Source organism: Idiomarina sp. X4, assembly GCF_002808045.1.
In the GTDB taxonomy this organism is placed as follows: domain Bacteria; phylum Pseudomonadota; class Gammaproteobacteria; order Enterobacterales; family Alteromonadaceae; genus Idiomarina.
In genome coordinates this window covers 1,859,969-1,875,810 of record NZ_CP025000.1, presented here as the reverse complement: position 1 = coordinate 1,875,810, position 15,842 = coordinate 1,859,969, and the positions used below count along the sequence as shown (strand labels likewise).

The window sequence follows — 15,842 nt, the reverse complement described above, 5'->3', positions numbered from 1 at the left end:
TCATATTTCACCTTACTGGACTTGCTTAGCTTTAGTATCTTTTAATTGCTCGCTTTTAGCTGGCTCTGCAGCTGCTACTTCGAAAGAAAGCGCTTCTGAGGCCCACTCTTGCATAGATGACACTGCGGTTTCCTTAATCAACTGAAGACCTTCAATTGTCATTTGCGTGACTTGGGCTTGTATCTCTTCCGAAAGAGATGTTTCTTGCTTGTCTGAAGCAAAAGCAGATGAACTGAACAACATAACACCGCTGACTGCACCGATAATTAACGCTTTCATGATTTTCTCCTTTGAATTAGTCATTGCGTTAGTTAAGTCGCTATAAGTAATTCAAAGGTTGTGCCAAAACCATAACACCATGAAAAATATAGATTTATTATATTTCCATGCAAATAACGTTAATCTTCGGTGGCGAAATAGACCACTTTTTGGTGAGTTTTTTATAAAGGTGTGAGCGATTTACGTCATTAACTCGCTCATCGTCTTTCTATGATCATTTTTGAAATCTAACGCGCCGTTTAAAAGTGATTCTCCACTTTGCGCTTTAGGCCCTTTAACGCTCAAATACTGACGCCAGCGTTTACCACCCGGAAGTCCCTGAAACAGACCCAGCATGTGTCTAACCACATGCCATGCTCTACCGCCATTGGCTATGTGTTGATTCACATATGGGATCATCGTGTCGACGACGTCTTCTCGCGTCAATGAATGCGCTTGTTTACCGATAAGCGCGTCGAACGTCGTTAGCAACCAAGGGTTCTGATAGGCGGCCCTACCTACCATAACGCCATGCACTTGTTGCAAATGTTGGGTTATCGCTTCGGCGGTTGTGATACCGCCATTAATTGCCACCGGTAAGTTTTTATAGCGTTCCTGTGCTTTATACACCCGATCATATTGTAGCTCAGGAATGTCCCTATTCTCTTTGGGACTTAACCCCTGAAGCCAGGCTTTTCGGGCATGCAAGGTGAGTTGATCTGCTCCGGCTTCTACAACCGTGTCCGTAAACGCATATAGAAAGTCATCGCTGTCATGCTCATCAATACCTAAGCGAGTTTTGACAGTTACCGGAATGTCGACCACTTGCTTCATTGCTTTCACGCATTCTGCAACGATCTTCGGCTCGGCCATTAAACAAGCCCCAAAGCTACCATTTTGAACACGGTCCGACGGACATCCGACATTGATATTAATTTCGTCATAACCGCGTTCCTGGGCTAATGCCGCGCACTTTGCCATGTCTGCCGGCCGAGAGCCGCCTAATTGCAAAGCGACCGGATGCTCCTCTTCGTTATACTCCAGAAAGTCTTGACTACCATGGATAATGGCACCGGTCGTAACCATTTCGGTATAAAGCAGCGTTTCCTTCGTCAGCAGACGATGAAAGTACCGGCAGTGGCGATCGGTCCAATCCAGCATCGGGGCTACGGATAATTGGTAATTGTATGTTTTTGCCACTGCCTGTATTCCTTATTTGTCACTACTTTACGAAGCGCAATATTCTACCGTAAAGATGTGTGTTTATCAGCATCGAAATTGAGATGTCTCAAGCCTCTTGCGGCTTATAGCAAAAGCCTTTCACTTAACGTCAAAACTCACTACAATGGCGTTAACTTTTTTTAAATATTCAGGCTAATGACTCGTCAAGAAGCACAACGACTAATTCGAAAAGCTGAAGTTCTTTGTCAAAAACGAGGAGCAAGGCTAACCACTGCCCGACGTGAGGTTTTCGCTATTTTAGCTGAGCACTCCGGATCAATTGGCGCTTATGACCTACTCGATGAGCTTCGGGAAGTGATGCCAAACGCTAAGCCGCCTACTATTTACAGGGCACTGGACTTTCTCCAGGAACAAGGCTTTGTTCATAAAATAACCTCTTCTAACAGCTTTGTGCTGTGTACTCATTTCGATCATCAACACCCCGTACAAATGCTTATTTGTGATTCCTGCGGCGATGTTCAGGAGATTCAATCGGAAGGAGTTTACGACGAGCTAAAGCACCAAGCTGAAGCTCAAGGCTTTAAAGTTGAACAACAAACCATTGAAGCACATGGCTTGTGCACGAAATGCCATTAGAATAAAAACTAAACAGGTCTTTACTATGAAGTTATATAATTATGCGTTAACAGCAACGGTTTTATTGGCTACCAGCCAAGCAAGCCATGCCCAGGCATTTGAAGACAAGTTTCGTCAACTCAATGACGACAAGTTTCGCAGCCCTAATGTTTACCGAACCGCTTCAGGCGCTCCTGGACATGAATACTGGCAGCAAGAAGCTGACTATCATATCAAGGTGCAGCTTGATGATGAAAACCAAAGCATTACCGCACAAAGTACTATCACTTACACCAATAACTCACCTGATACTTTGCGCTATTTGTGGGTTCAACTGGATCAAAACCGATTCCGCAAAGACTCTATAGGTCCGCAATCAGACAGTACCAGTAAACCGGAGCGCATCAGCTTTTCCCGTATGGAAAGTATGATGACACAAGAGAGCTTCCCGGCTGGTTACGAGTTGACAGAAATTAGCTATGACAACGGCGATCCGCTGGCCCATTACGTCAACGACACTATGCTCCGTTTGGACTTAGATGAGCCACTAGAAAGTGGTGAAAGCGTTACTTTTAATATTAATTGGGCTTTTAACATTATTGAAGCGGACGTACTCGGCGGTCGTGGCGGTTACGAATACTTCGAGGACGATGGTAATTACCTGTATGAAATGGCACAGTGGTTCCCTCGCATGGCCGCTTACTACGATGTTGAGGGCTGGCAGAATAAGCAGTTCATTGGCAATGGTGAATTCGCATTAGAGTTTGGCGACTACCGCGTCGAAATCACCGTTCCTGCTGACCATATCGTTGCTTCAACAGGCGTACTACAAAACCCCAAAGATGTACTGACATCAACGCAACGGCAGCGCCTGGAAGTTGCTCGCAGTTCCGATGAGCCAGTAAAAATCGTTACTCAAGACGAAGCGCTGGAAAATGAAAAGGAAGGCACGAACGATACCAAAACCTGGATCTTCGAAGCGGACAAAGTGCGTGACTTTGCCTGGGCCTCTTCTCGCAAATTCATTTGGGATGCGCAAGGCTATAAGAAAAATGACACTGATGTTTTAGCAATGTCATTTTATCCGGCAGAAGGTAATCCACTTTGGGAGCGCTATTCAACGGCCTCAATTATTCACACCATTGAGCACTACAACGACTATAGCTTCGACTATCCATACCCAGTCGCTATTTCTGTGAACGGGCCTGTTGGTGGTATGGAATACCCAATGATCACCTTCAATGGACCTCGCCCTTACGTGGATGAAGACACTGGCAATAAGTACTACTCGGAGCGCACAAAGTACGGTCTGATTTCAGTCATCATCCACGAGATTGGCCATATTTATTTCCCAATGATCGTTAACACTGACGAGCGTCAGTGGACCTGGATGGACGAAGGAATTAATACCTACCTACAGTTCTTAGCCGAGCAAAAATGGGAAAAAGATTATCCTTCGTGGCGCGGTGAACCTCGTAACATAACGAGTTATATGGCAAGCGCTAACCAAATGCCGATTATGACGAATTCAGAGTCTATCCTCCAGTTTGGCAACAACGCCTATGGTAAACCTGCGACGGCACTTAATATTTTACGTGAAACCATTGTTGGACGAGAATTGTTCGACTTCGCTTTCCGTGAATATGCCTACCGCTGGAAGTTTAAACGTCCTACACCAGAAGATTTATTCCGCACACTTGAAGATGCATCTGGTGTTGATCTGGACTGGTTCTGGAGAGGCTGGTTCTACTCAACCGATCATGTTGATATAGCCTTAGACAACGTTCACTTGCTAACCATCAACACGCAAGATCCGGAAATAGAGAAAGCTTGGCAGCAAGAGCAAAAAGAACAGGAGCCGACGTCGTTAACCACTAAGCGCAACGCCGATGTTAATTATAAAATACATCAGCAACCTCACTTAGCCGATTTCTATAATGAGCACGACGAGTTTACCGTCACTAATGCCGACAGAAATGAATACAGTGAGCTATTAAAAGGGTTAAGTGACGAACAAAAAGAAATGCTAAAAAATGGCAGTAATTTCTATGTTCTCGACTTTTCAAACCAAGGTGGTTTAGTCATGCCTATTTTGCTCGATCTACACTATGAGGACGGCAGCAAAGAGCATGTTCGCATTCCAGCAGAAATATGGCGACGTTCACCAGAGCAAGTAAGCAAGTTATTAATACGCGATAAAACCTTAACTCAGGTTGTCGTTGACCCTAACTGGGAAACTGCTGACGTTGATACAACGAATAACTACTGGCCTGCACGTGCCATTCCGTCAAGAATTGAACTGTTTAAGCGCGATGACCGTAAAGACAGTTTGATGGAGCGTTACGACGAAAAGTTGAAGTCTGACGATGAAAGCTAAAGTCTTTATTGCTTTACTAGGTGTTGTGCTGACGCTTCCGGCGTTGGCACACCGTTATTTTTTCGGACTGACTGAAATAAGCAGTAACCAAAATACAGGTGCTGTAGAGTTTATTCACCAGTATACGTTACATGATGTTCAACACGCGTTAAGCAAGCTTGCGGGCGAACGCTTTAGCCTTGATAAAGACAATGCGGAAGCGGTTTTAAAGCGCTGGGTTACCGATAATTTTTCAATCAAAAATGTTGATGGCGAAAAGGTGAACCTGACATGGGTTGGTTTTGAGGCTGACTATCAGAAAATATGGGTCTACCAAGAGCTTCCTGAACAAAAAAATTTATGCGGTTGGGAGGTTTCTAATACCCTGTTATTCGACACTTTTTCCGCACAAGTCAATACTATCAACATTGTTGATGAATACGGAAACCGCAGTCTGATATTAACGGATGAAAACAGAACTGATATTATCAACTGCCAGAAAGAGAGTAAGGATTAAATAATGAATGCCGAGTTTGTAAACCCATTTCTTCAAGCGTTGCAAAATGTCTTGTCGATGATGGCACAAATGGAATTGAAACCAGGCAAAGCTCAGTTAAAGAAGGACGAGTATGCTCGTGGCGATGTATCCGGGATTATCGGCATGGTAGGTCCTCAAATAAAAGGGTCATTTTCTATTTCTTTTGAAGAGAACCTTGCTTGTGAAATTATGAATAAAATGCTTGGTGAATTACCTGATAGCATTAACGAAGATGTCTGTGACATGGTTGGTGAAATTACCAATATGGTTACAGGGGGCGCCAAGAAGACGTTAGGTGAAAATGGCTACGACTTTGATATGGCCACCCCAATCGTTGTGTCAGGGAAAGACCATACCATTTCACATAAGTCAGAAGGCTCTAAACTTATAATGCCGTTCAACCATGTTGCGGGCAAAGCCTACATCGAGATTTGCTTCGACAAAATCAAATGATTGAAACCGGCGGCTAGTAACGGTCGTCTGCTGCACGGGCATAATTATCGAACCTGGATAAGTGCCCGTGGAACTTCAAGTCTACCTTACCAATAGGCCCATTACGTTGTTTACCGATAATAATCTCGGCCATTCCTTTTTCAGCTGAATCCGGGTGGTAAACTTCGTCCCGGTAAATAAACATGATCACGTCCGCGTCCTGCTCTATTGAGCCGGATTCACGCAAGTCCGAGTTCACAGGGCGTTTATCTGAGCGTTGCTCAAGTGAGCGGTTTAGCTGCGATAGCGCAACAACCGGAACCTTAAGTTCTTTAGCAAGCGACTTTAATGAGCGTGATATCTCCGCAATTTCCAACGTTCGGTTTTCAGACATCCCGGGCACCGTCATTAACTGAAGGTAATCCACCATAATCATCGAAATACCTTTGTGCTCTCGATAAACCCGTCTCGCACGAGAACGAACCTCGTTCGGCGTAAGGCCTGACGAGTCATCGATATAGATATTGTTTCTGTCGTTTAGCATGTTCATCACGGATGCGATTCGAGCCCAATCATCATCTTCTAGTTTGCCAGTACGAACCTTATTCTGATCGACACGGCTTAATGACGCCAGCATACGCATCATCAACTGTTCAGCCGGCATTTCTAAGCTAAAAACTAAGACCGGTTTGTCATCATTAAGCGCTATGTTTTCAGCCAAGTTCATCGCAAAGGTGGTTTTACCCATTGATGGTCGCGCAGCAACAATGACTAAGTCTGAAGGCTGCAACCCGGCTGTCATTTGATCTAAGTCTGTGAAGCCAGTCGATACCCCGGTAACGCCATTATTATTCTTAAGCTTACTCAGCTGCTCTATTTTGCTAACGGTTCGCTCCAGAATTTGATTAATACCCTGGGGGCCTTCACTAGAGCTGACACGTTTTTCAGCAATCTGCAAAACTTTGGTCTCAGCTTCGTCTAATAACTGTGCGCTGGTTCGACCCTGGTTATCATAGCCTGCTTCCACGATTTCATTAGCAGCACCTATCATGTCCCGGACAATGGCCCGCTCTCTCACAATATTTGCGTAAGCTAATATATTTGCGGCACTAGGCGTGTTTTTGGCAATTTCACCAAGATAGGCAAAACCACCAATCTGTTCTAGTTCGCCGCCGCTTTCCAATAGCTCAGAGACCGTGACCAAGTCCATTGGTTGGCTGCGCTGAGCCAATTCGTTCATCGCTTTAAATATTAGCCGGTGAGCACGATGGTAGAAATCATCAGCAATAATACTTCCGGAAACACGATCCCATGCGTCGTTGTCGAGCATAAGCCCGCCTAAAACCGACTGCTCCGCCTCAATTGAATGCGGCGCTGAGCGCAATGCTTCAACGGATACGTCTCGTTTCTTTGCTGTCTCTGCCATCGAAAAACCTAAGATAGGAAATAAAAAAGAGGGGAGTACTATACAAAATCCCCTCTTAATTAGAAAGCTCGTTTGCGCTCTAAGCTACTCTTTGCTTAATGTTATTTCTCCGCTAACAGTCGTTGCCGAAACGTCGGAGGTCGCATTACCAACTTTAAACTCTAATGTCGATGACGGACCCCACTCAGCCTTTTCTACTTTGTCATCCGTTAGACGGTTTGTGATCTTTCCGCCCGCATTTGAATTAATTGAGAAGTTAGCATGCAAATCACCTCTCCAGCCAAAATCAACGTCACCGCTGACAGACTTCGCCTCAACCCGAGCTGATTCAGCCAGTTCAGCAATTAACTGAGCATCGCCACTGACTGTCGTCATTTTCGCCTTCTTCAATAACCCTAAGGTGGCATCAATATCCCCGGACACTGTCTGCAAAGTAATGTCAGAAAGACGGCTCGACTCCACCGTAATATCACCACTAACCGCTTGGTATGAACCTTCAGTGGACTTACTTTCAGTATCGATGATGTCGCCGCTAACCGTTTCAAAGCTACCATTACCACTCATATCTTTCGCGGTAATATCACCACTGACGGTTTTTAGATGAGCAAGTCCGCTAATGTTATTAATAACGATGTCGCCACTCACGAGGCGTATATCAAAGTCATTCGTAAAACCTGCTGCGGAGACATCCATGGAAACGCCCTTAATATCAATATCCATTGACTTCGGCGCATAAACTTTTAAATCTGAGCCTTCAGAGTCTGACGAAGAAAAACTGAAGCCCTTATTTTGAGGCGTTTTTACTTCAATATAGACGGTGTTACCACGCTGTTCGAAAATGAAGTCCTCGGCGTCTTCATCAAGAGTTCCAACCACTCTGACGTTATCGCTGTCAGAGGTGACCAATTCCAGCTTTCCGCGCATGTTATCGATAGACAGCCGGCTAGTTGTTGAAACCGCCAACTCCTTATCGACTTTATCTTGCGCTAAAACCGATGAGGTTATTAAAAGCAAAGCGCTGCTCAGTAAAGTAATGAACGTTTTCATGAGATTCTCCTGGTTAAATTTCCTGAAGTCGTTTTGTTTTCGGTTGATACGACTGATTTATCAAGTTCAGTTCCTGTTGATTGACCCAAATAAGGAGATCCAGCAACTCTGGTTCAGAAGGACTGTTTTTTAAAGCTCGTGTTATTTCCTCTCGGGCCATTTCCAACTCGTCTAGCTCACTTAGCAGTTGACTGGCGTCATACTGATAACCTGATTGCAGGTAGCCTGATTTCAGTTGTGCTACCTGTTGTTTCTGATCACTATTCATCTTCTGAGCAATTTTATACAGTGCCGATGTTGGTTGATTAGTCTCATTAAGACTCAATTGCCAGCCACCCAAGAAAGTCAGAATTGCTAAGCTTGCAGCAACGGCTCCATACCAGAAAGCGCGCACGGGCTTCGCCACGGTCCTTTTCAATTGAATGCGAGACTCAACGCCTGGCCATAAGTCTTTCTGTGGTGCCGGAGCCTTGTCATTCGTTTGCTCTATTAAGCTTTCTAACGCAGTTTTCTGGTTGTTGTTAGTCATTTTCCAGCCACTCCTCAAGACTCTTTCTGGCGCGGTGAAACTGGGCCTTACTCGTCCCAACGGCAATTCCCAGAACATTCGCAATTTGTTGATGCGGTGCACCTTCTAACGCGTGTAACACAAACACCTGACGAGCCTGCTCCGGCAACCGGAATAACAGAGTATCCAATCTACTCAAGTCGGCATCTCCTTTATCCGCTAGCTCTACGCCGTCTTTTGGCGAGTTCTTAAAGCGTTGAAACCACCGTTTTTGCCGACGCAACTCACTCAGGCAAATATGACTCGTAACACTGTATAACCATGTGCTGAATTTCGATTCAAAGCGGAAGCTGCTCAGCTTCTCCCACAACTGTACAAATACATCCTGAGTTAAGTCATCAGCCATTGCGCGGTCACCACACAAACGGAAGACCAGCCCATAAACATGGTTTAAATGTCGCTCATACAGTCGCTTGAACGCCCTAACATCACCATTTATAGCCTCAATGATGTCCTGCTCATCGGGGTCTGCTTGCACTGTTCTCTCCGTCGCTTCTGTTATTATTTAGGGTTTAGACGTTTGCCGAACCAGAAAGGTTTACATGAGATTTTTCATTGGCAAAAAAAAAAGCTGCCCGAAGGCAGCTTTTCAAGTCGTTTATTGGCTGATATTACTCAGCAGCAACAACTTTCAGAGTGATATTTGCGAATACATCAGCATGCAAGTGCAATTCGATGTCAAATTCGCCTACTTCACGGATAGTTCCGTGCGGCATTAATACTTCGCTCTTCTTCACTTCAACGCCAGCAGCAGTTACTGCATCAGCAATGTCGCGAGTACCGATTGAGCCAAATAATTTACCTTCATCACCCGCTTTAGATTCGATAACAACCGCATCTAACGCGTTAACTTTTTCAGCGCGCGCTTCTGCTGCGGCTAAGTCGTCAGCTAATTTTGCTTCGTACTCAGCACGGCGTTGTTCGAACAGCTCGATGTTGCTTTTAGTTGCAGGTACTGCTTTTCCTTGAGGGAAAAGGAAGTTACGTGCATAACCAGATTTCACGCTTACTTGATCGCCAAGGCTTCCCAAGTTAGCAATTTTGTCTAATAAAATGATGTTCATTTTCTCGCTACCTCTACTTTTGGTAATCGAACCGCGCTAGCTTACTGATGTGAATCAGTATAAGGCAGCAGTGACAAATAACGGGCACGCTTAATTGCGCGCGCTAACTGACGCTGATACTTAGCAGATGTTCCAGTAATACGGCTAGGAACGATTTTACCGGTTTCGGTAATGTAGTTCTTAAGCGTAGCGATATCTTTGTAATCAATTTCTTTTACGCCGTCTGCTTTAAAGCGGCAGAACTTACGGCGACGGAAAAAACGAGCCATGATGGTCTCCTTAAATCAATTCTAGATGCTGAGCGTGAAGTACCAAGCGCGGCGTACCGCTATTGTCTTCGTGTCTGTGCAGAAATCCTTCTGCCAGAACTTCACAACCCACCGTCAATTTTTGTAACCAGTGTTGTAAACCTTCACCACTTAAAACGACTTGAATTCGCACATAAGACTGGCGATTCATACCCGCTTCGGGTTGCATCGACCGATGCTCAATCACTAACTGCAAATGTTCTATACCCGATGGGCTAGTTTCCAGCTTGGCAGCCTTGCTTAAAGTTCCGGTTAAATGCAGTCGATTCATAGTGTATGGTCAGCTTGCTTTACGCAGCTTCACTGTCACCTTTGCGATCTTCCTTCGGCTTAGTCAGCGGCGAAGGTTCAGTAATCGCTTCTTTCTTACGCATGATCATGTTGCGTAAGACTGCATCGTTAAAACGGAATGCAGTTTCAAGCTCTTCCACAACGTCTGCTGACGCTTCAATGTTCAAAAGAACATAGTGCGCTTTGTGCAGCTTGTTGATTGGGTAAGCCAATTGACGACGGCCCCAGTCTTCTAAACGATGGATTTGACCACCACCTTGCTTGATCGTTTCGCTGTAGCGTTCGATCATGCCAGGTACTTGCTCGCTTTGGTCCGGGTGGACCATAAATACGATTTCGTAATGACGCATTACAGTTTCCTTTTGGTTCGTATAGCCTCGGTTCAGCTCAGCCGCACTGACGTAGAAGCAAGGAACTCAACTAGTAGTTTATACAATGGCTGATTTAAGCCGCGCGATACTATCAAAAAAAAACGTCAACTGCAACTTAGTCGGCGTCTTTATGGGCTTTTTCTATGCGGGAACTCAGAAGAGAAACAAGCCGGTCAGCTAATTCGTTAGCAACGGCTTTTTCGCCACGAACAATTAGGTGATCAACCGGTTTTCCTTCTTTGAAGACTGACGCGTCTAACTGAACACTAGCCGCATCTTCGGTTACTGTTGTTTGTACTTGCCACTGTGACTCTTTTTCTTTAACAACATGCCACTCGTGCCGCACTTGTAAACGGTTTTTTATATCAATAACCAATTCTTTTGCGGCTCGGCTATCGGCGTTGTCTAAATTAAAATCAAAAGAAACAAAAGGCTTCGTCGAACGCATCCATTCCGGGCTATCCCAATTAGGCGTCCAACTAATAAACAACACCGCAACCATCGCCAGTGCAATGCCAACAGGAATCAGCTTTCGTTTAAGATCCACTGCGCTGCCTCACCACTTCAAACAGACAAACACCGCTGGCAACTGACACATTCAGACTACTGACACTACCGCTCAGCGGAATAGCTATCAACTCATCACAAGTTTCACGGGTAATACGGCGCATGCCTTTGCCTTCAGCGCCCATCACTATAGCCACCGGACCTCTGAAGTCGATATCGTAAACTGACTTTGTCGCCTCTCCGGCAGTGCCGTACACCCAAACGCCTTGCTCTTGCAGGTCGCGCAGAGTTCTGGCTAAGTTAGTCACCACAATTAAAGGCACATGCTCAGCAGCGCCAGACGCCACTTTTCGCACCGTTGGTGTGATTTGAGCGGACTTGTCTTTCGGCACGATAACGCCAGTTACACCTGCTGCGTCGGCCGTTCTCAAGCAAGCGCCAAGATTATGCGGGTCAGTCACACCATCAAGCACTAAAAACAGCGACGATGTTTCTGAACTATCAATTAACTGCGGTAAGTCATGCTCTGTCAATGTAGGCGGAGAGTGTACTGTCGCCACAACCCCTTGATGATTGCCTCCCTCAGACCGCTTCTCAAGTGCCTGCTTTGGCACCCATTGTGGTCGAATACCAGTGGCATAACACTCGTTGACGATCTCTTTCACCGCATCGTCCTGACGTTCTTTTGAAACATAAAGCTCAACCAAACGGTCAGGATGATTCTTTAGAATTGCCTTAACGGCATGCAAACCAAAAACAGTAACTTTCTGACTCATTGATTATTTCCGGTTCTTGTTGTGAGAGGTCTTTTTGCGCTGGCCTCCCCGCTTATTTTTCGACGAGCGATTACCTTTCGGTTTGCCCGAACCTTTCTTTGGCATATCGCGTTTTTTGCCACTCGGACTGGTTGCCTCCAGCAAGGTTAAGTCAATTTTACGATCATCCAGGTTCACATCTTTAACTTTTACTTTTACGCTGTCACCCAGACGGAACACACTGCGGCTGTTCTCGCCAATCAACATTCCCTTCTGTTGGTCAAAATGATAATAGTCATTGTCTAAATTACTAATGTGAACCAGACCGTCAATTTGATAGTCGCTCAACCGGATAAACAAGCCAAAGTTCGTCACCGACGATATGACACCGTCAAACTCCATACCAATATGGTCAAGCATAAATTCACACTTCAACCACTCATCAACTTGTCGTGTCGCATCATCCGCGCGGCGCTCAGTCATCGATGTATGCACACCAAGCTCATCTAACTGTGTCTCTGAGTAGGCCCAAGCCCCCACTAGACCACCTTCACTGCCGCTTTGCTTACGCAATATGGACTTAATCGCACGATGCAAAATGAGGTCTGGATAACGGCGAATCGGTGATGTGAAATGCGCGTAGGATTTCAGCGCCAGGCCGAAATGGCCTTTGTTATCTGGTTGGTAGACCGCTTGCTGCATAGAACGCAACAACATAGTTTCAATCAATTCGTGATCCTGGCGGTCTTTTACTTCATCCAGTAGCTTCGCGTAGTCTCTGGGAGTCGGTTCTTCGCCTCCGCCTAAATTCAGGCCAAGCTCGCCAAGAAACGTTCTGAAGCTAGTCAGACGTTCATCGCTCGGCGTTTCGTGAACGCGGAATAAGGCCCCCACTTCTTTATCCGACTCTATTAGCTGAGCGGCCGCCACATTTGCCATAATCATGCATTCTTCAATTATTTTATGTGCAACGTGACGCTTAACCGGCTCAATGCGCTCAATCTTGCGTTGAGCATTAAATATAAAACGCGTTTCTTGAGTGTCAAACTCAATAGCTGAACGACGTTTTCGTGCCGCACTTAACGCATTATACAGCTTTCGCAATTCTTCTATGTTGCCAAGAACCGGTTCATACTGTTCTCTTAGCTCTTTGTCACCGTCAAGAATATCTTTCACTTTGTCATACGTTAATCTTGCATGGCTTTTCATAACCGCAGGATAAAACTGTGACGCTTTTAGCTTACCTCTCGGGCCTAGTTCCATCTCTGCAACCATGCATAACCGGTCAACATCCGGGTTGAGTGAACAAAGACCGTTTGAGAGTTTCTCCGGTAGCATCGGAATCACATTATTCGGGAAATAAACCGAATTACCGCGCTCTGTCGCTGACTTGTCCAAAGCAGTATCAGGACGCACATAATAAGACACGTCTGCTATCGCAACCCACAGACGCCAGCCCTTTTCTTCAGGCATACAGCAGACCGCGTCATCAAAGTCACGCGAATCCGCACCATCGATGGTAATTAATGGCAGTTCTCGTAAGTCCACGCGGCCTTCATAAGCTTCTTTGGGCACTTCTTCACTGTACTTCGACAGCTCGTTATCAATCCCTTTTGGCCATTCGTTAGGAATGTCGTGCTCGCGAATGGCGACTTCAATCTCCATGCCAGGTGCCATGTGCTCACCCAAAACCTCCGTAACTCGTCCGATAGGGCTGGTACGGCGGCTGGGCCGACGCGTAATTTCAACCACAACAAGCTGTCCATGGCGGGCACCATTCTTGTCGGCGTCGGGAATTAAAATGTCCTGGCTAATGCGATTGTCATCCGGTACGACAATGCCGAGATCATGCTCGATAAAATAACGCCCAACGATATTACTGTCACGCGGCTCTGTCACTCGAACAATTCGCCCTTCTGTCTTACCGCGACTGTCTTTACCACTTTTTTTGACTAATACACGGTCGCCATGAAGGACAGAGTACATTTGATGGTGAGGAATAAATAAATCTGGACCACCTTCGTCTGGCTGGCAGAATCCAAAACCGTCCTTGTGACCAATGATACGACCTTTAATAAGATCCATACGCTCGGGTAGACCATATGCATTGGCTTTACTGTATATCAGTTGCCCGTCTCGCTCCATCGCTCGCAAACGTCTCTTAAGACCAATCGACTGTCGCTCGTCATCAAGTTTAAAAACGCGAATAAACTCATCAAAAGGCACAGGCTTCTGGTTATCTTTCACTAACTGCAGTAGCTGCTCGCGACTTGGAATTTCGACTTCGTATTCGGGCATTGTTTTATTATCTGACATAGAATCCTATTTAATGTTGTTCGGTTAAAGTACCGATGCTCAACAGTATACGTGCTGTGGAAGGCATTGTCAGTGTTTGCTTGTATTTTGAGCGTTTGCCCCCTAAATTAATTCAAAAAATAGATTGTTGAGTGACACAAGATGTTTTAACTTGGATCAATATAGAAGTAAGGCTGTACTTAATGATATGAAGCAAATCGCGCCAAACAACAGAACATCATCGCCAGTCTGTGCACTAGGCAGACTCTGTGTGTGCTTGTTAATCATTGTCTTCAGCCTGGTTACCTATTCGTTGCCGTCGTCGATTGATGCGCCTGGGGTCTCCTCCCATAAAGACACGCTGACCGTTACAGTACCAGTCCAGCTATCACTTGAAGCGGGATCAGCGCAAGACGGCGATGAGTATGACAAAGCACTGGTCGACACACCGACATACAATCATTTACATCTTCCCACGGCAATAACCTTATCACTACGCCTAGTATCATCAGTCGAAGCTAAAAGATGGTATAGACCGAGAGAGCCTCCTTTTTTCCTTTAAAAAAGACAAAATTTATTTTTTAAAGGAGTAACACAATGAGTGAATTTAAAGAGATTCAATGGTCTTCTGATGAAGATAAAGCGATGCTTCATAGCCGCTCGCAATATAACGAGACGGCAAGCTGGACAGACAGCGCACTTCGCGTAATGGATGACTTTGATGTGTCATCACCGGTACAGTTATCGGAAAGCACAACACTTATGGATGCGGAAAACAGTATGCGTAAACAGTCTCAGCGCTATGCCTGTATCCATAACCGCAACTCTCAAATAATAGGGGTTTTAGCCCTTAGAGAACTTCACGGGAGAAAAGCGACCCAAACGACAACAAGCACTCAGACTTTCTGGGAAGAGTTAACCGCAAAGGATTTAATGACACCTTTGTCAGCTTTACCACAAGTCAGTCTCAAAGATGTTCAGAAGTCTCGAATCGGTGACGCCGCAGCGACATTAAAATCTAGCGGGAGAGACTTTATTGTCGTCATCAGTGATGGGGAAGTGTACGGAATCATTTCTTCATTAAAGATAGCCGAGTTAACCGGCGAATCAGTCAATGTCTTTCACTTACCTTCTACTTTTGCTGAGATCATCTCTGCGGTGACTCACAAAGAGCTTATTGACTAATAGTCTTGACGTAGGAGCCCCCTCGGGGGCTCTTTTTACAGGTTTTCCAGCTCTTTCTCTAGCTCTTTCATTGCTTTCTGAGTTCGAAACTCTTCATAAAGCGCAGACTTTGACTGCGGGTCAAGTGCGCGGCCTGATTCTTCAACTAGGGTATTAAAAGTCTCGCGAGTGTCCTCTTTTACAACCAAAGCGCACAAGTACTTTTTGCCGTCTATTTGCGCTAGAGAAATTTCCTGAGGCGTTGAGCCTTCCAACGTTTCACTTGAAACTTGTTTGGTGACTTGTTCAAACGTTGAACCAACATCACTTCTGCCTTCAGCTTGTAGCTTTCTGTTATACAACTTATCCAACACGCTTGCCTTAATGCTAATTTGCTGTGCCATGTCTGCACGTGCTGCAGCAACTGCCTGAGGTCTGTCAACGGCCATATTCCCTGACCAGTCAACACAAGCTGATGATGCTAACCCTTTATCAGATTTAGGAAGAAATACCCAGCCCGGCGCAGAGTCTTGCTGGTTACCCGTAACAGCCTGCATTTGACTATTAGCCTGTGCTGAAGATCTTTGTGTTTCCGTTTGCTTGGGCTGAGATGCACACGCAGCTAACGCACAGCAAACGCCAATAGTAAGTATGTGTTTTTTCAT

General features: G+C 45.5%; 19 protein-coding genes. 5 read left to right on the top strand and 14 right to left on the bottom strand.

Annotation, left to right across the window (positions count from 1 at the left end):
* Positions 1-12 precede the first annotated feature (12 nt).
* Both CWC33_RS08940 and dusA read right to left on the bottom strand, forming a co-directional pair.
* Complete coding sequence (locus CWC33_RS08940) at positions 13-279, bottom strand: hypothetical protein (protein WP_100691660.1); 267 nt, start codon at positions 277-279, stop codon at positions 13-15.
* Positions 280-459: 180 nt separating this feature from the next.
* A complete protein-coding gene (dusA, locus tag CWC33_RS08935) occupies positions 460-1,419 on the bottom strand; it encodes a tRNA dihydrouridine(20/20a) synthase DusA (protein WP_232709871.1) in 960 nt (319 codons plus the stop codon).
* 216 nt (positions 1,420-1,635) lie between these two features.
* Between dusA and zur the strand changes: the two genes are divergently transcribed.
* From zur to CWC33_RS08915, 4 genes are read left to right on the top strand one after another with little or no spacing between them, the layout of a single operon-like run.
* A complete protein-coding gene (zur, locus tag CWC33_RS08930; protein WP_088767689.1) occupies positions 1,636-2,076 on the top strand; it encodes a zinc uptake transcriptional repressor Zur in 441 nt (146 codons plus the stop codon).
* 25 nt (positions 2,077-2,101) lie between these two features.
* Positions 2,102-4,432, top strand: a complete 2,331-nt coding sequence (locus CWC33_RS08925; protein WP_100691658.1) for a M1 family metallopeptidase — start codon at positions 2,102-2,104, stop codon at positions 4,430-4,432.
* Positions 4,422-4,928, top strand: coding sequence for a DUF6702 family protein (locus CWC33_RS08920; RefSeq protein WP_100691657.1), 507 nt, complete (start codon positions 4,422-4,424; stop codon positions 4,926-4,928). The genes CWC33_RS08925 and CWC33_RS08920 overlap by 11 nt, the downstream gene beginning before the upstream one ends.
* A 3-nt stretch (positions 4,929-4,931) precedes the next feature.
* Positions 4,932-5,402, top strand: coding sequence for a chemotaxis protein CheX (locus CWC33_RS08915; RefSeq protein WP_100691656.1), 471 nt, complete (start codon positions 4,932-4,934; stop codon positions 5,400-5,402).
* Between the two features lie 13 nt (positions 5,403-5,415).
* Here CWC33_RS08915 and dnaB read toward each other — a convergent pair whose 3' ends face one another.
* The 11 genes from dnaB to rnr form a co-directional block, all read right to left on the bottom strand.
* Positions 5,416-6,807, bottom strand: a complete 1,392-nt coding sequence (gene dnaB / locus CWC33_RS08910; protein ID WP_100691655.1) for a replicative DNA helicase — start codon at positions 6,805-6,807, stop codon at positions 5,416-5,418.
* A gap of 84 nt (positions 6,808-6,891) precedes the next feature.
* On the bottom strand, positions 6,892-7,854 hold the full coding sequence (locus CWC33_RS08905; RefSeq protein WP_100691654.1) for a DUF4097 family beta strand repeat-containing protein: 963 nt from the start codon (positions 7,852-7,854) through the stop codon (positions 6,892-6,894).
* A gap of 13 nt (positions 7,855-7,867) precedes the next feature.
* On the bottom strand, positions 7,868-8,383 hold the full coding sequence (locus CWC33_RS08900) for a hypothetical protein (protein WP_100691653.1): 516 nt from the start codon (positions 8,381-8,383) through the stop codon (positions 7,868-7,870).
* Positions 8,376-8,900: an RNA polymerase sigma factor gene (locus tag CWC33_RS08895; protein WP_100691652.1), complete on the bottom strand. Its 525-nt coding sequence runs from the start codon at positions 8,898-8,900 to the stop codon at positions 8,376-8,378. The genes CWC33_RS08900 and CWC33_RS08895 overlap by 8 nt, the downstream gene beginning before the upstream one ends.
* Before the next feature lie 133 nt (positions 8,901-9,033).
* Entirely contained in the window at positions 9,034-9,486 is a 453-nt protein-coding gene (gene rplI, locus CWC33_RS08890) for a 50S ribosomal protein L9 (protein ID WP_100691651.1), read from the bottom strand.
* Positions 9,487-9,527: 41 nt separating this feature from the next.
* Positions 9,528-9,755: a 30S ribosomal protein S18 gene (gene rpsR, locus CWC33_RS08885; RefSeq protein ID WP_011235166.1), complete on the bottom strand. Its 228-nt coding sequence runs from the start codon at positions 9,753-9,755 to the stop codon at positions 9,528-9,530.
* A gap of 10 nt (positions 9,756-9,765) precedes the next feature.
* A complete protein-coding gene (gene priB / locus CWC33_RS08880) occupies positions 9,766-10,065 on the bottom strand; it encodes a primosomal replication protein N (RefSeq protein WP_100691650.1) in 300 nt (99 codons plus the stop codon).
* A gap of 19 nt (positions 10,066-10,084) precedes the next feature.
* Positions 10,085-10,435, bottom strand: a complete 351-nt coding sequence (rpsF, locus tag CWC33_RS08875; protein ID WP_088767680.1) for a 30S ribosomal protein S6 — start codon at positions 10,433-10,435, stop codon at positions 10,085-10,087.
* A 136-nt stretch (positions 10,436-10,571) separates the two neighbouring features.
* Positions 10,572-11,003: a signaling protein gene (locus CWC33_RS08870; RefSeq protein ID WP_100691649.1), complete on the bottom strand. Its 432-nt coding sequence runs from the start codon at positions 11,001-11,003 to the stop codon at positions 10,572-10,574.
* Positions 10,993-11,739, bottom strand: a complete 747-nt coding sequence (gene rlmB / locus CWC33_RS08865; RefSeq protein WP_100691648.1) for a 23S rRNA (guanosine(2251)-2'-O)-methyltransferase RlmB — start codon at positions 11,737-11,739, stop codon at positions 10,993-10,995. Before rlmB ends, CWC33_RS08870 begins: the two co-directional genes overlap by 11 nt.
* 3 nt (positions 11,740-11,742) lie before the next feature.
* The gene (rnr, locus tag CWC33_RS08860; protein ID WP_100691647.1) at positions 11,743-14,034 is read right to left on the bottom strand and encodes a ribonuclease R; all 2,292 of its coding nucleotides are present in this window, start codon (positions 14,032-14,034) and stop codon (positions 11,743-11,745) included.
* Between the two features lie 576 nt (positions 14,035-14,610).
* On the opposite strand from rnr, the gene CWC33_RS08855 reads away from it, so the two are divergent.
* On the top strand, positions 14,611-15,198 hold the full coding sequence (locus CWC33_RS08855) for a hypothetical protein (RefSeq protein ID WP_100691646.1): 588 nt from the start codon (positions 14,611-14,613) through the stop codon (positions 15,196-15,198).
* Between the two features lie 35 nt (positions 15,199-15,233).
* Here CWC33_RS08855 and CWC33_RS08850 read toward each other — a convergent pair whose 3' ends face one another.
* Positions 15,234-15,842, bottom strand: coding sequence for a hypothetical protein (locus CWC33_RS08850; RefSeq protein WP_100691645.1), 609 nt, complete (start codon positions 15,840-15,842; stop codon positions 15,234-15,236).